Annotated in this window: 21 protein-coding genes; 18 read left to right on the forward strand and 3 right to left on the reverse strand. The window is 39.9% G+C overall.

Going from position 1 to position 20,988, the window contains the following annotated elements; genetic code table 11:
* Position 1 precedes the first annotated feature (1 nt).
* The 3 genes from recF to dnaA are packed head-to-tail and all read right to left on the reverse strand — an operon-like array spanning position 2 to position 3,617.
* Positions 2-1,096 (reverse strand): DNA replication/repair protein RecF, encoded by a 1,095-nt coding sequence (gene recF / locus KZZ04_RS16845; RefSeq protein ID WP_219423380.1) that lies wholly within the window; start codon positions 1,094-1,096, stop codon positions 2-4.
* A 15-nt stretch (positions 1,097-1,111) separates the two neighbouring features.
* Positions 1,112-2,215, reverse strand: coding sequence for a DNA polymerase III subunit beta (dnaN, locus tag KZZ04_RS16850; protein ID WP_006793980.1), 1,104 nt, complete (start codon positions 2,213-2,215; stop codon positions 1,112-1,114).
* 13 nt (positions 2,216-2,228) lie between these two features.
* Positions 2,229-3,617, reverse strand: a complete 1,389-nt coding sequence (gene dnaA / locus KZZ04_RS16855; protein WP_219423382.1) for a chromosomal replication initiator protein DnaA — start codon at positions 3,615-3,617, stop codon at positions 2,229-2,231.
* A gap of 518 nt (positions 3,618-4,135) precedes the next feature.
* Here dnaA and rpmH point away from each other — a divergent pair.
* From rpmH to atpD, 18 genes are all read left to right on the forward strand, one after another.
* The gene (rpmH, locus tag KZZ04_RS16860) at positions 4,136-4,270 is read left to right on the forward strand and encodes a 50S ribosomal protein L34 (protein WP_004335215.1); all 135 of its coding nucleotides are present in this window, start codon (positions 4,136-4,138) and stop codon (positions 4,268-4,270) included.
* 7 nt (positions 4,271-4,277) lie between these two features.
* Entirely contained in the window at positions 4,278-4,703 is a 426-nt protein-coding gene (gene rnpA, locus KZZ04_RS16865) for a ribonuclease P protein component (RefSeq protein WP_058405171.1), read from the forward strand.
* 126 nt (positions 4,704-4,829) lie between these two features.
* Positions 4,830-5,105, forward strand: a complete 276-nt coding sequence (gene yidD, locus KZZ04_RS16870) for a membrane protein insertion efficiency factor YidD (protein WP_006793977.1) — start codon at positions 4,830-4,832, stop codon at positions 5,103-5,105.
* An 8-nt stretch (positions 5,106-5,113) separates the two neighbouring features.
* Positions 5,114-6,748 carry a membrane protein insertase YidC gene (gene yidC / locus KZZ04_RS16875; RefSeq protein ID WP_058405170.1) on the forward strand — a complete coding sequence of 545 codons (1,635 nt, stop codon included), beginning with the start codon at positions 5,114-5,116 and terminating at the stop codon, positions 6,746-6,748.
* A gap of 134 nt (positions 6,749-6,882) precedes the next feature.
* Entirely contained in the window at positions 6,883-8,247 is a 1,365-nt protein-coding gene (mnmE, locus tag KZZ04_RS16880) for a tRNA uridine-5-carboxymethylaminomethyl(34) synthesis GTPase MnmE (protein WP_058405169.1), read from the forward strand.
* Positions 8,248-9,186: 939 nt separating this feature from the next.
* Positions 9,187-9,636 (forward strand): FMN-binding protein MioC, encoded by a 450-nt coding sequence (gene mioC, locus KZZ04_RS16885; RefSeq protein ID WP_058405168.1) that lies wholly within the window; start codon positions 9,187-9,189, stop codon positions 9,634-9,636.
* A gap of 426 nt (positions 9,637-10,062) precedes the next feature.
* A complete protein-coding gene (mnmG, locus tag KZZ04_RS16890) occupies positions 10,063-11,952 on the forward strand; it encodes a tRNA uridine-5-carboxymethylaminomethyl(34) synthesis enzyme MnmG (RefSeq protein WP_058405167.1) in 1,890 nt (629 codons plus the stop codon).
* Positions 11,953-11,967: 15 nt separating this feature from the next.
* The gene (gene rsmG, locus KZZ04_RS16895; protein WP_219423384.1) at positions 11,968-12,588 is read left to right on the forward strand and encodes a 16S rRNA (guanine(527)-N(7))-methyltransferase RsmG; all 621 of its coding nucleotides are present in this window, start codon (positions 11,968-11,970) and stop codon (positions 12,586-12,588) included.
* Positions 12,589-12,602: 14 nt separating this feature from the next.
* Entirely contained in the window at positions 12,603-13,388 is a 786-nt protein-coding gene (locus KZZ04_RS16900) for a ParA family protein (RefSeq protein ID WP_006793958.1), read from the forward strand.
* A 19-nt stretch (positions 13,389-13,407) separates the two neighbouring features.
* A complete protein-coding gene (locus KZZ04_RS16905; protein WP_219423386.1) occupies positions 13,408-14,334 on the forward strand; it encodes a ParB/RepB/Spo0J family partition protein in 927 nt (308 codons plus the stop codon).
* A gap of 142 nt (positions 14,335-14,476) precedes the next feature.
* Positions 14,477-14,857 (forward strand): ATP synthase subunit I, encoded by a 381-nt coding sequence (locus tag KZZ04_RS16910; protein ID WP_006793956.1) that lies wholly within the window; start codon positions 14,477-14,479, stop codon positions 14,855-14,857.
* Between the two features lie 15 nt (positions 14,858-14,872).
* Complete coding sequence (atpB, locus tag KZZ04_RS16915) at positions 14,873-15,730, forward strand: F0F1 ATP synthase subunit A (RefSeq protein ID WP_006793955.1); 858 nt, start codon at positions 14,873-14,875, stop codon at positions 15,728-15,730.
* Between the two features lie 50 nt (positions 15,731-15,780).
* Positions 15,781-16,023 (forward strand): F0F1 ATP synthase subunit C, encoded by a 243-nt coding sequence (atpE, locus tag KZZ04_RS16920; protein WP_006793954.1) that lies wholly within the window; start codon positions 15,781-15,783, stop codon positions 16,021-16,023.
* A 41-nt stretch (positions 16,024-16,064) separates the two neighbouring features.
* Complete coding sequence (gene atpF / locus KZZ04_RS16925; RefSeq protein WP_006793953.1) at positions 16,065-16,535, forward strand: F0F1 ATP synthase subunit B; 471 nt, start codon at positions 16,065-16,067, stop codon at positions 16,533-16,535.
* A 16-nt stretch (positions 16,536-16,551) separates the two neighbouring features.
* Positions 16,552-17,085, forward strand: coding sequence for a F0F1 ATP synthase subunit delta (atpH, locus tag KZZ04_RS16930; RefSeq protein WP_006793952.1), 534 nt, complete (start codon positions 16,552-16,554; stop codon positions 17,083-17,085).
* Positions 17,086-17,099: 14 nt separating this feature from the next.
* Entirely contained in the window at positions 17,100-18,641 is a 1,542-nt protein-coding gene (atpA, locus tag KZZ04_RS16935) for a F0F1 ATP synthase subunit alpha (protein ID WP_006793951.1), read from the forward strand.
* Positions 18,642-18,701: 60 nt separating this feature from the next.
* Complete coding sequence (gene atpG, locus KZZ04_RS16940) at positions 18,702-19,562, forward strand: F0F1 ATP synthase subunit gamma (RefSeq protein ID WP_058405162.1); 861 nt, start codon at positions 18,702-18,704, stop codon at positions 19,560-19,562.
* Between the two features lie 33 nt (positions 19,563-19,595).
* On the forward strand, positions 19,596-20,981 hold the full coding sequence (atpD, locus tag KZZ04_RS16945) for a F0F1 ATP synthase subunit beta (protein ID WP_006793949.1): 1,386 nt from the start codon (positions 19,596-19,598) through the stop codon (positions 20,979-20,981).
* The last annotated feature ends 7 nt before the right edge of the window (positions 20,982-20,988 follow it).

The following is a 20,988-nucleotide window of genomic DNA, read 5'->3' on the forward strand; positions in this document are numbered from 1 at the left end:
CTTATCTTGTTATTAGGTTGCCATGTTTCACGTGGAACATTTGTAGTTCTCGTTGCATGGGTTCCACCACAGCAGAAATACTCTCAGATAAAATTGAAGAGATAAATATTTGAGAACGACAGTAAGACAATAATTGTCCAACTTTCTCTTTTGTATCTTCGCCTAACTCTGAGGGTAAATCATCTATTAGCAATATAGATTGCTTATCGGTCTCTGACTCAATTAAGCTATTTTGCGTTACTTTTAACGCATACAATAATAACTTTAACTGCCCGCGTGAGAACGTATTCTCTACACTGTTGCCAGCGACACTAAAACTAAAGTCAGCCTTATGAGGGCCTTTACTTGTAAATCCTTGGCGAGAATCTCGCTCAAAGTTTTGTTCTAATGCATCGTTAAGAGATTCATTCTCTTTCCAGCCTGCATTAAAGGTAATTTCTAAATCGCGTATAAGCGTTAATTCTGCACACATTTTACCAAAAAACTGCTGCTTAAACCTACTTATATACGCCATTCTCAATTTATTTATTTCTTCAGCCAGTCTAACAAATTCTTTGTCCCAAAACTTAATTTGGTCAAAATAATTCTTAGGCTTAGACTTTAACAATGCATTGCGTTGTTTTAATACTTTATTAAAGGATTGCCACAGGTAAAAGAACTCATGTTCCACGTGGAACAATCCTAAATCTAAAAACTTTCTGCGCTCTTTTGGACCACCAAAAAACAAAGAGTAGCTTTCAGGCGTAATTATTTGAACAGGCATAAGTTGTGCAAGTTCAGATATTTTCCGGCTCGCTTTGCCTTGAATCTTTAAATTTGTTTCACCTAACCGCGTTTTACTAATACCAATAGGAATTGATAAATCATGAACCGTTTTTCGGCCATGAATTACAAACTGGTCCTGTTGGTGTGCAATTATGCTTTTATGTTTTGGTGTTCGAAAAGACTTGCCGTGAGAAAGGTAATAAATAGCTTCTAAAAGACTGGTTTTCCCGCTGCCATTTTCACCATATATAATATTAACGCCATTAACAGGTTCTAGCGTCAGCGCCTCAATATTACGAAAATATTTGAGGCTCAAATGACTTAAGCTCATTATATGTTTATGATCTTATAAACGCATAGGCATAACAACATACATAGCTTCATCATCACCAGCGCCTTCTATTAAAGCACTGCTGTTTGAATCTGCTAACGTAAACTGTACATCTTCGGTTTTTAATGTGTTTAATACATCTAAAACATACGAAACATTAAAACCAATTTCTAATTCATCACCTTGGTAATTTACTTCAACAACCTCTTCAGCTTGCTCTTGCTCTGGATTGTTAGCAGTAATTTTTAATAAACCATTTGATAAATTTAAGCGTACACCACGAAACTTTTCGTTCGACAAGATAGATACACGCTGAAACGCATTTCGCAACCATTCACGGTTCGCAATAATTGTTTTATCACCGCCACGTGGAAGTACACGTCGGTAATCAGGAAAACGCCCATCAACAAGTTTACTTGTAAATGTAAACTCAATATCAATAATACGAATGTGGTTAGCACCAAATTGGATAGTTACTAGCTCATCGTCGGCAACCATAAGGCGCATAATTTCTTGTACACCTTTGCGCGGTATAATTAATTGGCGCTGGGTATTTAATGATTGAGTAAGTTTTTTCTGTGCAATAGCCAAACGGTGCCCATCGGTAGCCACCGTTTTAATATCACTGTTATCAACTTCAAACGACATACCATTTAAGTAATAACGTACATCTTGGTTTGCCATTGAAAAGTGTGTGCTTTCAAGTAATTTACGAAGCTCTAAACGTGTTAGTTGAAATTCAACTTCACCGTCCCATTCTTCTAAATTGGGAAAATCAGCAGCGGATAATGTCGTTAATGAAAAACGACTTTTACCACTGGTTAATAACAGCTGGTGATCTTGTAAGCTTAAAGTAATGTCTGAACCTTCAGGTAAGCTTTTACAAATATCGAGTAATTTTTTAGCGGGTAAAGTCAATTTTGTGTCGGCAATATCATCACCTACAAAAACACCAGACACTAATTCAATTTCAAGGTCGGTCCCTGTCATCGAAAGCTGTCCGTTTTCTACTACTAACAAAACGTTAGATAAAATTGGTAACGTATGCTTTCGCTCAATTGCGCCCGATACTTGTACCAATGGCTTTAAAAATTGTTGTCTTGATATTGTTATTTGCATAATAAAGTCAGCCCTAAGATGACAATGTTCTTATTAAATTTTGATAATCTTCTTTGATTTCGTGGCTTTCATCACGTAGTGATTTTATTTTACGGCACGCATGTAAAACAGTTGTATGGTCTCGCCCGCCAAAAGCATCCCCAATCTCAGGTAAGCTGTGATTAGTAAGTTCCTTAGACAACGCCATAGCAACCTGACGAGGTCTTGCTATAGAGCGGCTTCGGCGTTTAGAAAGTAAATCTGACACACGAATTCGATAATACTCAGCCACTGTACGCTGTATATTATCAATTGTGACAAGCTTATCTTGCAGTGCCAGTAAATCACGCAGTGCTTCTTTTACAAAGTCGATAGAGATAGGACGCCCTGTAAAGTTTGCATTTGCAATTACACGATTAAGTGCCCCTTCAAGCTCTCGCACGTTTGAACGTAATTTTTTTGCAATGAAGAAAGCCACTTCGTGCGGTAAATTAATTTTACTTTGCTGGGCTTTTTTCATCAAAATAGCAACGCGAGTTTCAAGTTCTGGTGGCTCTATAGCAATTGTTAATCCCCAACCAAAACGAGACTTAAGTCTGTCTTCAACCCCTTCAATTTCCTTAGGGTAACGATCGGAAGTTAAAATAATTTGTTGGTTGCCTTCAAGTAAGGCATTAAAGGTATGAAAAAATTCTTCTTGAGAACGCTCTTTGTTTGCAAAGAATTGAATGTCATCAATCATTAATGCATCAACACTACGGTAATAACGTTTAAATTCTTCTATTGCGTTATTTTGTAGCGCTTTAACCATGTCTTGCACAAAACGTTCAGAATGCATATAAACAATTTTTGCATCAGGCTTATTAGCCATAATGCCATTGCCTACAGCATGGAGTAAGTGCGTTTTACCTAAACCTGTTCCACCGTATATAAATACAGGGTTAAATGCAGAGCCAGGATTATCGGCCACTTGAGTTGCAGCCGCTTTTGCTAGCTGGTTAGATTTACCCTCAACAAAACTATCAAAGGTATAGTTTTCTTTAATATTAGATTTATAACCCGATTTAGGTGCTGGCTCAACAACCGGCTTTTGCTCTCGCGGTTGTTGCTTTGCTGATGCTTGCGTATTAGGTGCAGATTGCGTTTCTATAACAGGTGCAATCTGTGTATTTAACAGCGGCTTACTACCTACATCAAAACGCAGTTCAGGTGCTTCATCACCACAAATCTCTACAAGTAATTCGTTAATTCGATTAAGGTATTTTTCTCTTACCCAATCAAGCACAAAGCGATTAGGTGCATAAATAGTCAGAGTATCTTCGGTACTTTCTGCTTGAAGTGGTCTTACCCACATACTGAACTGCTGCGAAGGCAATTCATCTTGCAATACATATAAACAACTTTGCCAAACCGACAGATACACAGTTAAACTCCCAGAGATATAATTTTTATTCCCGCACATCAAAAATGGTTAAATACCATGCATTTATTGCGTTTAAATAGCCAAATAAGCGGCCCAAGACCAAGTATTATGAAGGCAGTTTATCCACAAGTAAAAGGCTGATTTTTATAAAATGATGTATAACGTTATAAAAAAACACTAACAAACTGATTTAATTACATTTTTAATTATTAACTTGATAGTAGATCATAACAAAATAACACCAAGATCGCGAACCAATTCTACGATCCAATTTACTTTTCCCCGGCTTTTATTCACTTTTTATACAGGGGCTGTGGAAAACTTCTTATTTATGATGATCCTACTAGATCACGCTTTATGATCCCCAGCTGCTTGCTTAATAAACACAGTGCTTAACGCGTAATTATGATTGACTTTAAGTCGTTTCATCTATAATATCTCGCGCTCGCAATGGCACCTGTGCCAGGATCGCGACCTGCATAGGATGTTTTAACTTTAACCGATCGGATGAGATTGTTATGAAAAGAACTTTTCAACCTAGCGTTTTAAAACGCAAACGTGCACACGGCTTCCGTGCTCGCATGGCAACTGTAAATGGCCGTAAAGTATTAGCACGTCGCCGCGCTAAAGGCCGCAAAGTTCTTTCTGCTTAATTTATAAGTGGAAGACTTTAGCTTTGGCAGGGAGTTACGTCTGTTAACTCCCTCGCATTACTCTCGTATATTTAACGAACCCGCCCGGGCTGCAACTCCTTACTTCACTCTATTAGCTAAACCCAATGACCAAGGGAAACCTAGGTTAGGACTTACTGTTGCTAAAAAACGTGTAAAAAAGGCATGCCAACGAAACCGTATTAAACGTCTTGCTCGCGAAAGTTTTCGTTTAAATCAACACAACATTGATAACATTGATATTGTGCTTATGGTTAAAAATGGTATTGACGAACAGTCTAATGAAGAATTAACCAAGCAACTGACTAAGTTATGGCGAAAAATTAATGAACGCTGTAAACCAGGTGCGCCTAAGCCTCCACCCTTTAAGAAACGCCCAAACAAATCAGCTAAATCTAATAAACAAACCCAATAGCAATAGAATTACAGGGTTAATTAATGTATCTTTAGCTCACCTTTTAATCATGCATTTAAAATTTCCAATAGAGCCTTTAAATACATGATATCTATCTCACTAAATTTAACTAGGGGCATAAACATCATGAGGTTACTTAAACCACTTGTTGCTTTACCGACATTATGTTTAGTGTTATTGATCCGCGGTTATCAAAAGTGGATTAGCCCGCTATTAGGTCCGCATTGTCGTTTTAATCCAAGCTGCTCACATTACGCAATTCAAGCAATAAAATTGCATGGATTGATAAAAGGAAGTTGGTTAGCATTAAAACGCATATTAAAATGCCATCCTTTACATTCAGGTGGTGATGACCCAGTACCTGAAAAAATAACCCATATTAACCACCAACACGAGAAATAAGAGCTGTTATGGAATCGCAACGCACGTTTTTATTCATTGGCCTAATGCTAGTGTCGTTTTTATTGTTCCAAGAATGGAATAATGATTATAACCAGCCAAAAGTCGATCCAAGTGCCACAACACAAACACAACAAGCAAATTCAACTGAATCAGATGATTTTATACCCTCATCATCAGAATCTGGCTTACCGGCTTCAACAACATTAGCTAAACGTTCTGTTATAGAAATTAAAACAGACGTGTTTAAAGTTAAAATCGACACCAAAGGTGGTGATATTGTTGAATCAGACTTACTTCAGTATGAAGAAGTGAAAGGCGAAGAAACACCTTTCATGCTGCTGGGTGAGTTTGATGGTAATCAATACTTTTCACAAAGTGGTTTAATTGGTTTAAATGGTCCTGACGCATCTGCAAACGGTCGCCCTACTTACCACAGCGAACAAACATCTTATACCTTAACCGGTGATGAGTTACGTGTACCGCTGCAGTTTACTGACAGCAACGGTGTTAGCTTTACTAAAACGTATGTATTTAAAAAAGGGCAATATGACGTTGGCTTAGAATACACAGTAAACAATACAACCAGTGCGCCTATTCAAGTACAGCTTTACACGCAAGTTAAGCGCACAGTACAAGAAAAAGGCAGCTTAGTTGATCAAAACTATTTAGGTGCAGCTTACGGTACTGACGAAGAACCGTACGAAAAGTACAGTTTTTCTGACATGGCTGACAAAAACCTCAATGAAAGCACACAAGGTGGTTACATTGCATTTATTCAACATTACTTTGTAAGTGCGTGGGTACCAAAACAAGACCAAACCAACACCCTGTATAGCTTAATTACGAGCAGCAATGCCGCAATCATTGGTACAAAAGCACAACCAGTTAATGTACAAGCCGGTACTGAGCAAACTATTACTTCTATCTACTACATGGGCCCTAAAGAGTCTGATGTATTAGAAGCGCTTCACCCTGACTTAGACCTAACTGTAGACTACGGCTGGTTATGGTTTATTTCACAGCCACTATTTGTATTACTAAAATGGCTTTACAGTATCCTTGGTAACTGGGGTTTAGCAATTATTGCTATCACTATTATTGTTAAATCATTGATGTACCCGCTAACTAAAGCACAATACACGTCAATGGCTAAAATGCGTGCCCTTCAACCAAAAATGGCTGCATTAAAAGAAAAATATGGTGATGACCGTCAAAAATTCGGTCAAGCTACTATGGAAATGTACAAAAAAGAGAAAGTAAACCCAATGGGTGGCTGTTTCCCTATTTTGTTACAAATGCCAATATTCTTAGCGTTGTTTTATGTATTTTTAGAGTCAACAGAACTTCGCCATGCTGAGTTTATGCTTTGGTTAACTGATTTATCAGCACAAGACCCATACTACGTATTACCAATTTTATTTGGTGCAAGTATGTTTATAACTCAGAAGCTTCAACCAATGACGGTTACCGATCCAATGCAGCAAAAAATGATGACCTTTATGCCGGTTATCTTCTCTGTATTCTTCTTATGGTTCCCATCAGGCTTAGTACTTTATTGGTTAGTATCTAACCTTATTTCAATCGCGCAAATGCTTTATATTTATCGCGGTATGGAAAAGAAAGGAATAAAAGTAAGAGGCTAACTTAGCCCTACTTATCAAAAAGGCGACTTAGGTCGCCTTTTTTATTGCCCATTTTTTATCAGAGCATTCGCGAGTGGTAATTTCATAGGTTACAATAGCGCCATAACGTACACATTGTTGGTAAATTTAATAGCATGATCAATCAAGACACAATTGCAGCACAAGCAACCGCCCCCGGCCGTGGTGGTGTTGGTATTATTCGGGTTTCTGGCAGCCTTGCTAAAAGCGTTGCCGAGCAAGTTATTGGTAAAATACCAAAGGTGAGATACGCCGATTACGTACCATTTAAAAACTTAAACGGTGATCAGCTTGACCAAGGTATTGCTATTTATTTTGCCGGACCGAACTCATTTACTGGCGAAGATGTACTTGAGTTGCAAGGCCATGGCGGCCCAGTTGTGCTTGATATGCTACTTAAAGAAATTAGTAAAATAGAGGGTGTACGTTTAGCAAAGCCAGGAGAATTCTCTGAGCGCGCATTTATGAACGACAAGCTTGATTTAACCCAAGCAGAAGCAATTAGTGACCTTATTAATGCCACCAGTGAACAAGCCGCTAAAAGCGCCTTACAATCGCTTCAAGGTGAGTTTTCCAAACATATAGAAACCCTGGTTGAAAAAGTAATCCACCTTCGTATGTACGTAGAAGCTGCAATCGACTTTCCAGATGAAGAAATAGACTTTTTGTCTGACGGTAAAGTAAGCGGTGATTTAGACGCAATTATAAATCAGCTAAACACCGTAACTAACAAAGCCAAACAAGGCAGTATAATGCGCGAAGGTATGCGTGTAGTTATTGCAGGTCGTCCTAATGCAGGTAAATCAAGCTTGCTTAATGCCCTAGCAGGTCGAGAAGCAGCAATCGTAACCGAAATAGCAGGTACCACCCGCGACGTGCTACGCGAACACATTCACATTGATGGCATGCCACTGCATATTATCGATACCGCAGGTCTTCGTGAAAGCCCTGACCGCGTAGAACAAATAGGTATTGAGCGCGCATGGGAAGAAATAAACCAAGCCGACCGCGTTTTATTTATGCTTGATGGCACCGATACCGTCGATACCGACCCACATAAAATTTGGCCAGAATTTATGGCAAAATTACCAAAAGGCATGGGGGTTACAGTGATCAGAAATAAAGCCGATTTGTCGGGTGATATTGTAGGCCTAGATGAACACCAACAATACCCAGTCATAAGCTTAAGTGCTAAAAATGCAGATGGTATTGAGCTTGTACGAGAGCATTTAAAAGCCTGTATTGGTTTTGACGGCGCAACAGAAGGTGGCTTTATGGCTCGTCGCCGCCATTTAGATGCTCTAGAGCGCGCAGCTTATCATTTAGATACGGGTAAAACGCAGCTTGAAATGCATATTGCGGGTGAAATTTTGGCCGAAGAGCTACGCTTAACGCAGCAATTTTTAAACGAAATAACGGGTGAGTTTACTTCAGACGACCTACTAGGAAAAATATTTAGCTCGTTCTGTATTGGTAAATAAAAGACCTAACAACTAAATAATTAAAAATTAAGGGCGTAAAAACGCCCTTTTTTACTGCCTAAATTAAGCCTTCCTATATCAATGTATGAGTATTTTTTAGATAAGCTAAGTGCTATTTTAGGCTCTCAATTACTCTAAATTAGTATCTTTAAATGCTTATTAATGGCCTACTTTACAAGATATAACCGCCTAATTAGGGTGATATATCCCCCACATACGAATAAGTTAAGCCAATATAATTAACCTTAAAACAAACTAAAATCACTGTTTTTAGTATTTTGTTAGCTAAATTGCAGCCATATTTGGCTATATATCAAAAAATAAAGCGATCACAAGTGTGTATTGATCGGGCTATCCACCAGCTAAAACATATAAAAACATGTACCAATATTACAAAAATTTTAAATTTAGTCAGATCAGTTATCCACAATTCCTACTTTTTGAACAAAACCCTAAAAATTTTTAACTGAAAAACACGTTATTAACTCTATTTTTAGTAAAAAACAGCCATAATGAAATTTAATTTGGTATTTATTTAGTAAGATCATATTTAATTGATCACTTTTTAAAATTGTTTTAGATCTTAATAATCAGTTATAAACACCCTTTATATCCACATTATGATCAACTTCATTTTTATATTAAATATTCATCACTTTTGCACTTACAAATAATTAAAATCAATAACTTACAAAATTTCAGGCTAATAGGATATAGAGTTAAACAGAACTTCCCCCAATCTTATTAACAGCTTGATCAGAAGATTACATTTAAATATTTTATGTTACAGCCATATAAATCAATAACTTAAAATAATTTTAAACAATGATCTAAAAATCAACCTAAAAATAGTTATCCAAACTAACACTCTTCTCTTTACTGCTGTTTTCACTCGGCTATCATAGGCAGCAATTAAAACTAATGCGATCATAACTAATCATGAGTTCAGTAAATATTATTGTTGGCAGCCAAATGGGATCGGCCGAGTATGTTGCAGAGCAATTAAGCGATGAGCTTAATAACCAAGGTATTGAAGCTCAACTACATGATCAGCCTGAGTTTAATGAAATAGATCAACACAATACAGTATGGCTAGTATGTACATCTACTTATGGTGCAGGTGATTATCCAGATAACCTTTTAAGTTTTGTAGAACAAGTAGCTCAAACAACTGATTTAAAACATTTAAAGTTTTCGGTTATAGCACTAGGCGATACCAGCTACGACACGTATAACTTAGCAGGGCGCAATATAGAAGCACTACTGCTCGAAAAAGGCGCTATAAAAGTAGCAGAACGCTTAGAGTTAAATATATTAGACGAATCACTCCCTGAAGACACAGCACTAGCTTGGTTAGATGCTTGGGTGTCTCAAACAGGATTAAAATAAAGAGATCAAGTTAAATTCCATATAAAAGTTACCCACAATTTACTAATAATTTAATTAATAATGTGGATAAAGATTGAATAAACTGCATTTTAGAGCATGCTTATCCATGGGATAAGATCTAACTAATCACCCCCTGTGTATAAAGTGGCTTTTTGATCAGTGCTTATTTGTGGGATGATCCGATCATATTAACACCTTTAGATCTGATCTAATTTAATGTTTTTAAACAAGATCTAAAGCTTATCAACAGAAAACCCGATCAGTAGTAGTAATAGTATTAAAAGATCTCTTTAAAAGATCCTTTATATTATTAGAGATCACTTACTTAGATCTGAGCACAGTTTAATCATTTATCTTCTGCTCATTTCTAGGTAGAATACGCTCCCTTTTGAAGTTTACCGGTTTGATTTAAGTAGGATCCCATTAATGATTTTTCATGAAAATTTTGACGTTATCGTAGTAGGTGGTGGACATGCAGGCACTGAAGCCGCATTGGCAGCTGCCCGTATGGGGATGAATACCCTGCTACTGACTCACAATATGGATACCCTTGGTCAAATGTCTTGTAACCCAGCAATTGGTGGGATAGGCAAAGGTCACTTGGTAAAAGAAATAGATGCCCTTGGTGGTGCAATGGCACAAGCTATTGATAAAGGCGGGATCCAATTTCGTACTTTAAATTCTTCAAAAGGACCGGCTGTTCGTGCAACTCGAGCACAAGCCGATCGCGCTTTGTACAAAGCGGCTATTCAAACAACATTACAAAATCAAGAAAACTTAAAAATATTTCAGCAATCGTGTGACGATCTAATTGTTGAAAACGATCGTGTTACTGGCGTAGTAACTCAAATGGGGTTACGTTTTAGCGCACCCAGTGTAGTACTTACTGTAGGTACCTTTTTAGGTGGCCAAATACACATAGGTTTAGAAAATTACAAAGGTGGACGTGCAGGCGATCCGCCATCAATTGCTTTAGCACAGCGTCTTCGCGAACAACCATTTAGAGTAGATCGTCTAAAAACAGGAACTCCACCACGCATTGATGCCCGTACGGTTGATTTTAGCAAAATGCAAGAACAACCAGGTGATACGCCTACACCAGTGTTTTCATTTTTAGGTAAACAAAGTGATCACCCGCAACAAATACCGTGTTACATCACTTACACAAATGAAAAAACACACGATGTTATACGCAAAAATTTGCATCGTTCACCTATGTACTCGGGTGTTATAGAAGGGATTGGCCCGCGTTATTGTCCATCTATTGAAGATAAAATTGTCCGCTTTGCTGATAAAGACAAACACCAAATATTTGTAGAGCCAGAAGGTTTAACATCTTACGAGCTTTACCCTAATGGCATTTCAACAAGCCTACCATTTGATGTGCAATTGGAAATAGTGCAATCGATTACTGGTTTTGAAAATGCACATATTTGCCGACCTGGTTACGCAATTGAATACGATTACTTTGATCCACGTGATTTAAAACAATCATTAGAAACTAAATTTATTGAAGGTTTATTCTTTGCAGGCCAAATAAACGGAACTACAGGCTATGAAGAAGCCGGAGCGCAAGGCTTAATTGCTGGTATGAACGCAGCGCTTAAAGTGCAAGGTAAAGATTCGTGGACGCCACGTCGTGACGAAGCATACGTTGGTGTATTAATTGACGACTTAGCAACGCTTGGTACAAAAGAACCGTACCGTATGTTTACTAGCCGTGCCGAATACCGTTTACTATTGCGTGAAGATAATGCCGATATTCGTCTAACCGAAAAGGGCCGTGAGCTAGGTTTAGTTAATGACGAGCGTTGGCAAGCATTTAACGAAAAAATGGAAGTGATCGAGAAAGAAAAACAACGCATAAAGGACACGTGGATTCATAAAGATCATAATGTTGTTGATCAGGTAAACGCATTATTAAAAGCGCCATTAACGCGTGAGGCAAGTTTAGAAGAATTATTGCGTCGTCCTGAGATCCGTTATGATGATCTAATGGCTATTGAAGGCTTAGGATCTGAATTTACAAATAAGGCGGCTTTAGAGCAAGTTGAGATCCATACTAAATACGCAGGTTACATTGCGCGTCAGCAAGATGAGATCAACAAACAGCTTCGTCATGAAGAAACAATCTTACCAAAAGAGTTTGATTATAAAACCGTGTCTGGTTTATCAAATGAGGTGGTGGCAAAACTAGAAGAGTCTCGTCCAGACACTATTGGTCAAGCCTCGCGTATTTCTGGTATCACACCCGCGGCTATTTCGTTATTATTAGTGTATCTGAAGAAGCAAGGCTTATTACGCAAATCTGCGTAATGGTAAGGGCACCTAGTGTTACAACAACAATTAACTACATTGTTAGCGCAAACTGATATTGCGCTAACAGAAAAACAACAACAACAGCTTGTTCGCTACGTTGAGCTACTGGATAAGTGGAACAAGGCGTATAACTTAACCTCAGTACGTTTGCCTCAAGAAATGATGGTAAAACATATTATGGACAGCCTTGTTGTTGCACCTCATTTACCCGGTCATCATTATATTGATGTGGGTACAGGCCCAGGCCTTCCAGGCATTGTATTAGCCATTGCACTTCCTACTACCCAATTTGTTTTACTCGACAGTTTAGGTAAACGTGTACGCTTTTTAATGCACGTTAAGCATGAACTTGGGCTTGATAATGTTACCCCGGTGCAGTCAAGAGTTGAAGAATATCAACCAAGTGTTAAATTAGATGGCGTACTCAGTCGTGCATTTGCTTCATTACAAGATATGGTTGACTGGTGCTCGCACTTAATTGATCATTCGGGTCAATTTATTGCGCTTAAAGGCGTTTACCCTAGCGAAGAGTTAGAGTCACTACCGGTTGGCGTAAAGTTTGAGAAAAAAATTGCATTAGAAGTACCTGAGTTAGATGCACAACGACATTTAATTATTCTTTCTAAAGACTAGGGATCAGAGACACTGTGGCAAAAGTCATCGCATTGGCAAATCAAAAAGGGGGTGTAGGTAAAACTACGACCGCTGTTAATCTCGCTGCGTCTATGGCCGCAACGAAGCGTAAAGTGCTGTTAATTGATCTCGACCCGCAAGGTAATGCCACTATGGGCAGTGGTGTAGATAAGTATGGCGATGTGCCTACTATTTACGACCTACTTATTGAAGATAAGCCCATTGAAGACGTGATCATTAAAGAAACGTCTGGCGAATACCATATGATTGCAGCAAACGGAGACGTCACCGCTGCTGAAGTTAAACTAATGGAATTATTTGCCCGTGAAGTACGCCTTCGTAATGCACTTGAAAAAATTCAGGACCAATACGAGTTTATATTCATAGACTGCCCGCCTTCATTAAATATGCTCACTGTTAATGCTATGGCCGCTGCCGATTCCATTTTAGTGCCAATGCAGTGTGAGTATTATGCACTTGAAGGCTTAACTGCATTAATGGATACCATCACGCAGTTGGCTAAATTGGTTAACCCCGAATTAAAAATTGAAGGCATATTGCGCACTATGTACGATCCGCGTAACCGCCTAGCAAACGACGTTTCAGAACAATTAAAACAACATTTTGGTGATAAAGTGTATCGCACTGTGATCCCGCGCAATGTTCGTCTAGCCGAGGCGCCAAGTTTTGGCGCTCCTGCTATGTATTACGACAGAGCATCAAGTGGCGCAAAAGCGTATTTAGCACTTGCCGGTGAAATGCTGCGCAGAAAAGAAAAAACAGCGTCCGTTGTCGCCTAACTTTGAGGTAAAAAATAACATGTCTGCTAAAAAACGAGGTTTAGGCCGAGGACTCGATGCACTTTTAAGTTCGTCTAAGCCTGCACCCAGCACCAGCAAGGAACAAGACACACAAAACGTAACAGAGGTTGTTCAAAGTACAGTAAGTGCTACAGATAACCCATTACAAACATTGCCTATTGAGTTTTTGCATTCAGGCAAGTACCAACCTCGTAAAGACATGTCTGAAGAGGCACTCGAAGAACTTGCCAGTTCAATTCGATCACAAGGTATTATACAACCCATTGTAGTACGCCCTATTGCTCATAACAGTTATGAAATTATTGCCGGTGAGCGTCGTTGGCGCGCAGCGCAAATAGCTAAGCTCGACACTGTTCCGTGTATCATTAAAGATGTACCCGATGAGGCCGCCGTTGCTATTGCCCTGATTGAAAATATTCAGCGTGAAGATTTAAATGCAATGGAAGAGGCGGTTGCACTAAATCGTTTATTAAATGAGTTTGAATTAACACATCAACAAGTGGCTGATGCGGTTGGGAAATCAAGAACGACCGTAACAAACTTATTACGTTTAAATAATTTAAACAACGATGTAAAAATTCTGTTAGAACATGGTGACATAGAAATGGGTCATGCGCGCTGTTTACTTGCACTTGAAGGTGAAGCACAGTCTGACGCTGCACGAACGGCTGTTGCAAAGGCACTTACTGTAAGAGAGACTGAAAAATTAGTGCGCGCAATTTTAGAGCCAGCACCCGCCAAGCAAGAACACCAAAAAGACCCAGATGTTAAACAGTTAGAACAACAATTAGCAGAAAACCTAGGTGCTAAAGTAGAGATAAATTACAACAAAAAAGGCAAAGGTAAATTGGTTATTTCATATACTAATTTAGACGAGCTTGACGGCATTTTGAATCGTATTAATCACGACAATACCCACCATTGATCTATTACATGTCTAAAAAGAGACATTTGTAGCAAATTTGTGTTACAAACACTCTACTCAAGTTGCAAAACTGGCAGGATACAGTATAATTTCGCCAGTTTTCACACCCTAACGATTTGAATGCCATTAAGGTTAACAAAAAGTGAATAATAAGTTAGCAAGTCCGTATAGGCTTGCCGCATTTAAATTAATTTGTCTTCAGGGTGTTGTAGCATTATTTGCTGCCGTAATTATTTTTATTGGTTTGGGAGTTGAAGCCAGTCTGTCAGCGTTAGCTGGTGGCGCAGTCGCGATACTCCCTCACTGTGTTTTTGCACTTTACGCCTTTCGATTTATGGGCGCGAGTCGTGCAGAACAAGCGTATAACGCGTTAAAACGCGGTAACGCTCTAAAGTTTATGCTGACAATCATTTTGTTTGCGCTAGTACTAAAGCATTTTCCGGTAGTTTTACTGCCCTTTTTTAGTATCTATGTACTAGCTTTATTCACTGGATTGTTTGCACCCGTTTTTTTTAAACATTAACTTTTGGGATATAACATGGCTGCAGAAGAAGTTACTCTATCTAGCCATATCCAGCACCACTTAACCAATGCTAAGATGTGCTCGACCGATGCCGGTCTAGCCTTCAATAAAGCATGTACGGACAGTGGTTTTTGGACATGGCATGTAGATACCCTCGCATGGTCAATCGGACTAGGTCTTATCTTTTTATGGATCTTCCGTAGTGCCGCTAAAAAATCAACATTGGGCGTACCAGGTAAATTTCAGTGTTTCATTGAAATGATAGTTGAGTTCGTTGGCGACAACGTACGTGACACTTTCCATGGTAAAAGCAAGCTGATAGCACCATTAGCATTAACGATATTCGTTTGGATATTTTTAATGAACTTAATGGATTTAATCCCAGTTGACTTCTTGCCTGCATTTGCTGGTTTAGTTGGTGAGCAAGCTTTTGGCATGGACTCACACGACGTATACATGAAAATTGTACCAACAACAGATATAAACTTAACAGCAGCACTAGCGCTAGGCGTGTTTATATTAATGATTGGTTACTCAATTAAAATTAAAGGTATCGGCGGTTTTATTAAAGAGCTAACACTTCACCCGTTTAGTTCAAACAATACAGCTATGCAGATTCTTTTAATCCCATTCAATCTATTACTAGAGCTTATCGCATTGGTTTCTAAGCCGTTTTCACTGGCACTGCGTTTGTTCGGTAACTTATATGCAGGTGAACTAATCTTCATCCTTATAGGTGCGATTGGCTTAATGCAACTACCGTTGCACTTTGTTTGGGCTGTATTCCATATCTTAGTAATCGTATTGCAAGCATTCGTATTTATGATGCTAACAATCGTATACCTAAGTATGGCAAGTTCAGATAATCACTAATTTACAATTTTACTTTTACTTTTAATACAATTGAAACTTTGGAGAAATAAATGGAAGCTTTAGAACTAGTAACAGGCTTAAAATACATCGCAGTTGCACTACTAATTGGTTTTGGTGCAATCGGTACAGCTGTTGGTTTTGGTAACATGGGCGGTAAATTCCTTGAAGCATGTGCGCGTCAACCTGAGCTAGCACCATCGCTACAAGTTAAAATGTTTATCCTTGCTGGTCTAATCGATGCTGTTGCAATGATTGGTGTTGGTATCGCGATGGTATTGTTGTTCGTACTTTAATTTTATTTTTTGAACAGCTTACTATTTAAGGAGGAGCGGTTGTGAACTTAAACGCCACTCTTATCGGTGAATTAATTGCGTTTACGGTGTTCGTACTTTTTTGTATGAAGTTCGTATGGCCACCACTAAACGGTGCAATTGAAGCTCGCCAGAAGAAAATCGAAGATGGTTTAGCTGCCTCTGATAGAGCCGAAAAAGACTTAGAACTTGCGCAACAAAAAGCTGCAGAACAGCTTAAAGATGCAAAAGCTCAAGCGGCTGATATCATTGATCAAGCTAAAAAGCGTGCCGTGCTAATTGTTGACGAAGAAACCGTTCGTGGACAAGAAGAGCGTGAAAAAATTATTGCTCAAGGGCACTCTGAAATTGAATCAGAGCGTAACCGTGTGACAGAAGAGCTACGTAAGCAAGTAGCAACACTGGCTGTGGTTGGCGCAGAGAGAATTTTAGAGCGTGAAATCAATCAAGCCGCACATAGTGACATCGTTGAAAAACTTGTCGCTGAGCTGTAATTAGGAGGGTATGAGCATGTCTGAATTGACTACTATCGCTCGCCCATACGCTAAAGCGGCTTTTGAACTTGCCGTTGAAAAAGGCGCTATTGAAAGCTGGAATGACATGTTGTTTTTCGCTGGCCATGTTGCCAGCGATGAGCAAGCATCAGCCATTTTAGCTGGATTGCCTACTGCTTCTGCACAAGCTGAGTTATTTATTAACTTATGCGCAGAGCAGCTCAACGAACAAGGTCAGAACCTAGTGAAGGTGATGGCTGAAAATGGACGTTTGATTGCACTGCCTGAGGTTGCACAGTTATTCGCTGCGTTTAAAGCAGAGTATGACAAAGAAATCGATGTAGATGTGATTTCGGCAACCCCTCTTACTGCAGCGCAGCAAGAGTCATTGGTAGCGACACTTGAAAAACGTTTCGCACGCAAAGTTAAGCTGAATTGTAGTGAAGACGCGTCAGTAGTTGGCGGCCTTATTATTAAGGCAGGCGACACTGTAATCGACGGCTCTGTACGCGGAAAATTAAACCGCTTAGCCACAACACTACAATCGTAATTGGGAAAAAGAGCATGCAACTTAATTCCACTGAAATTTCAGAACTAATCAAACAACGTATTGAGAAGTTCGAAGTTGTAAGTGAAGCTCGTAACGAAGGTACAATTGTATCTGTTACTGACGGTATCATCCGCATCCACGGTCTAGCTGACTGTATGCAAGGTGAGATGATTGAGCTTCCTGGCAACCGTTATGCTATCGCACTAAACCTTGAGCGCGACTCAATTGGTGCAGTAGTAATGGGTCCGTACGCTGACCTTACTGAAGGCGTAAAAGTATACACAACTGGTCGTATCTTAGAAGTTCCTGTTGGTGCTGGCTTACTTGGTCGTGTTGTTAACACACTAGGTGCTCCTATAGATGGTAAAGGCGCTTTAGATAACGACGGGTTTGAACCTGTAGAAAAAATTGCACCAGGTGTAATCGAGCGTCAATCTGTAGATGAGCCAGTTCAAACTGGTTACAAATCTATTGATGCTATGATCCCAGTTGGTCGTGGTCAGCGTGAGCTTGTAATCGGTGACCGCCAAACAGGTAAAACTGCACTAGCAATCGATGCAATCATCAACCAAAAAGACACAGGCGTTAAGTGTGTGTACGTAGCGGTTGGTCAAAAAGCATCTACTATTGCTAACGTAGTACGTAAATTAGAAGAGCACGGTGCACTTGCAAATACTATCGTAGTTGTAGCATCTGCTTCTGAGTCTGCGGCACTTCAGTACTTAGCACCGTTCTCGGGCTGTACTATGGGTGAATACTTCCGTGACCGTGGTGAAAACGCATTAATCGTATATGATGATTTATCTAAGCAAGCAGTTGCTTACCGTCAAATCTCATTACTACTTAAGCGTCCACCAGGTCGTGAAGCATACCCAGGTGACGTATTCTACCTTCACTCGCGTCTTTTAGAGCGTGCATCGCGTGTAAACGCTGATTACGTTGAAAAGTTCACTAACGGTGAAGTGAAAGGACAAACTGGTTCATTGACGGCATTGCCAATCATTGAAACTCAAGGCGGCGACGTTTCTGCGTTCGTACCGACTAACGTTATCTCTATCACCGATGGTCAGATCTTCTTAGAAACTGACTTATTCAACTCAGGTATCCGTCCGGCAGTAAATGCTGGTATCTCGGTATCGCGTGTTGGTGGTGCTGCACAAACTAAAATCGTTAAGAAACTAGGTGGCGGTATCCGTCTAGCCCTAGCTCAGTACCGTGAATTAGCTGCGTTCTCGCAGTTCGCGTCTGACCTTGACGATGCTACACGTGCTCAACTTGAGCATGGTGAGCGTGTAACAGAGCTAATGAAGCAGAAACAGTACGCGCCAATGTCTGTTGCTGAAATGTCTTTGTCGTTATTTGCAGCTGAGAAAGGTTATCTTAAAGATATCGAAATCGCTAAAATCATGGATTTCGAAGCAGCTTTACTTTCTTACGCAAGTAGCACATACGCAGAGCTTGTGGCTCAAATCAATGAAACTGGTAACTACAACGCCGAGATCGAAGCGCAACTTAAAGAACTTCTAGAGAAGTTCAAGTCTACGCAAACTTGGTAATTTAGTTATTAATGGTGCGCTTTAGTTTACTAAAGCACACCTTGATTCGGAGAGAGAGTCATGGCCAGCGGAAAAGAGATTAAAAGCAAGATCGGGAGTATTAAAAATACTCAAAAGATCACTAGCGCAATGGAAATGGTTGCTGCGTCTAAAATGAAAAAGGCGCAAGAACGAGTGGCTTCAAGCCGTCCATACGCTGACAAATTACGCAAAGTGATTGGTCGTGTTGCTCAAGCAAATCTTGATTTTACTCACCCGTTCTTAGAAGAACGTGAAGTAAAACGAGTTGGTTATATTGTTATCTCTACTGACCGTGGTCTGTGTGGCGGCTTAAACTCAAACGAGTTTAAGAAAGTTGCATTAGACATAAAAGCATGGAAAGAAAAAGGTGTAGACGCAGAGTTTGCAACTTTAGGCAGCAAAGCTGCTGGTTTCTTTCAACGCTTTGGTGGTCAAGTGCTTGCTAAAAAAGCAGGCCTAGGAGATAAACCTTCAGTACAAGACGTTATTGGTCCTGTAAAAGTAATGCTTAATGCATTCTCTGAAGGTAAAATTGACCGTTTATTCCTGGTATATAACAACTTCGTTAATACCATGAAGCAAGAGCCAACAATAGATCAGTTACTCCCTTTGCCAAAAGCTGAAGAAGAAGTATCTGCCCACACATGGGACTACTTATACGAACCAAGTCCAGACGCTATTTTAGAGTCTTTGTTAGTTCGCTTTGTAGAGTCTCAGGTATACCAAGGTGTGGTTGAGAACGCTGCCTCTGAACAGGCTGCCCGTATGGTTGCAATGAAAGCTGCAACTGATAACGCTGGCGACCTTATGGATGAGTTACAGCTTGTTTACAACAAGGCCCGCCAAGCGGCAATCACACAAGAAATTAGTGAGATTGTTTCTGGTTCAGCCGCAGTTTAATGCTTCAGGCAAAGATTAACGAGAGGAATAGACATGAGTTTAGGTAAGGTCGTCCAAATTATCGGTGCCGTTGTGGATATTGAATTTTCACAAGACAACGTGCCAGCCGTATATGACGCGCTAAAAGTAACAGATGGCGATTTAGCTGGTTTGACTCTAGAAGTTCAACAACAGCTAGGTGGCGGTGTGGTACGTACTATCGCACTAGGTACTACAGACGGTTTACGTCGTGGTGCAGCAGTATCAAACACAGGTGAAGCGATTCAAGTTCCAGTTGGTAAAGCAACACTTGGTCGTATCATGAACGTACTTGGTGAGCCAATCGATGAAGCTGGCCCAATCGGCGAAGAAGACCGTATGTCTATTCACCGTGCAGCGCCTTCATACGAAGAGCAATCAAGTTCAGTTGAGCTTTTAGAAACAGGTATCAAGGTAATCGACCTTGTATGTCCGTTTGCTAAAGGTGGTAAAGTTGGTTTATTCGGTGGTGCCGGTGTTGGTAAAACCGTAAACATGATGGAACTTATCCGTAACATCGCAATCGAGCACAGCGGCTACTCAGTATTCGCAGGTGTTGGTGAGCGTACTCGTGAGGGTAACGATTTCTACCATGAAATGAACGATTCAAACGTACTTGATAAAGTATCGCTTGTATACGGTCAGATGAACGAGCCTCCAGGTAACCGTTTACGCGTAGCGTTAACAGGTCTTACTATGGCTGAAAAGTTCCGTGACGAAGGTCGCGATGTACTTTTCTTCGTTGATAATATCTACCGTTACACACTTGCGGGTACAGAAGTATCTGCACTACTTGGTCGTATGCCATCAGCAGTAGGTTACCAGCCTACACTAGCTGAAGAAATGGGTGTACTTCAAGAGCGTATCGCATCTACTAAGACGGGTTCAATCACATCAATCCAAGCGGTATACGTACCTGCGGATGATTTAACGGATCCATCTCCAGCAACAACGTTTGCTCACTTAGATGCAACAGTAGTACTTTCACGTGATATCGCATCACTTGGTATTTACCCAGCGGTAGATCCACTTGATTCATCTTCACGTCAGCTTGACCCATTAGTAATTGGTCAAGAGCACTACGATACAGCACGTGGCGTTCAAACGGTTCTTCAGCGTTACAAAGAACTTAAAGACATCATCGCAATCCTAGGTATGGACGAGCTTTCTGACGAAGATAAGCAACTTGTATCTCGTGCACGTAAAATCCAACGCTTCCTATCTCAGCCGTTCTTCGTGGCAGAGGTATTTACAGGTGCGTCAGGTAAATACGTTTCACTTAAAGACACAATTGCTGGCTTCAAAGGCATTTTAAACGGTGAGTTTGATGACCTTCCAGAGCAAGCGTTCTACATGGTTGGCTCTATCGAAGAAGCTCAAGAAAAAGCCAAAAGCATGTAATTAGGAG

The sequence above is a fragment of the Pseudoalteromonas sp. CR1 genome (assembly GCF_019392235.1).
GTDB lineage: Bacteria > Pseudomonadota > Gammaproteobacteria > Enterobacterales > Alteromonadaceae > Pseudoalteromonas.

Coding starts and splice junctions, on each gene's coding strand:
- mioC (WP_058405168.1), top strand. CDS start 9,187: ATGAGTTCAGTAAATATTATTGTTGGCAGCCAAATGGGATCGGCCGAG.
- atpB (WP_006793955.1), top strand. CDS start 14,873: ATGGCTGCAGAAGAAGTTACTCTATCTAGCCATATCCAGCACCACTTA.
- atpG (WP_058405162.1), top strand. CDS start 18,702: ATGGCCAGCGGAAAAGAGATTAAAAGCAAGATCGGGAGTATTAAAAAT.
- dnaN (WP_006793980.1), bottom strand. CDS start 2,215: ATGCAAATAACAATATCAAGACAACAATTTTTAAAGCCATTGGTACAA.
- atpH (WP_006793952.1), top strand. CDS start 16,552: ATGTCTGAATTGACTACTATCGCTCGCCCATACGCTAAAGCGGCTTTT.
- atpD (WP_006793949.1), top strand. CDS start 19,596: ATGAGTTTAGGTAAGGTCGTCCAAATTATCGGTGCCGTTGTGGATATT.
- recF (WP_219423380.1), bottom strand. CDS start 1,096: ATGAGCTTAAGTCATTTGAGCCTCAAATATTTTCGTAATATTGAGGCG.
- rpmH (WP_004335215.1), top strand. CDS start 4,136: ATGAAAAGAACTTTTCAACCTAGCGTTTTAAAACGCAAACGTGCACAC.
- mnmE (WP_058405169.1), top strand. CDS start 6,883: ATGATCAATCAAGACACAATTGCAGCACAAGCAACCGCCCCCGGCCGT.
- yidC (WP_058405170.1), top strand. CDS start 5,114: ATGGAATCGCAACGCACGTTTTTATTCATTGGCCTAATGCTAGTGTCG.
- KZZ04_RS16905 (WP_219423386.1), top strand. CDS start 13,408: ATGTCTGCTAAAAAACGAGGTTTAGGCCGAGGACTCGATGCACTTTTA.
- atpE (WP_006793954.1), top strand. CDS start 15,781: ATGGAAGCTTTAGAACTAGTAACAGGCTTAAAATACATCGCAGTTGCA.
- mnmG (WP_058405167.1), top strand. CDS start 10,063: ATGATTTTTCATGAAAATTTTGACGTTATCGTAGTAGGTGGTGGACAT.
- atpA (WP_006793951.1), top strand. CDS start 17,100: ATGCAACTTAATTCCACTGAAATTTCAGAACTAATCAAACAACGTATT.
- yidD (WP_006793977.1), top strand. CDS start 4,830: ATGAGGTTACTTAAACCACTTGTTGCTTTACCGACATTATGTTTAGTG.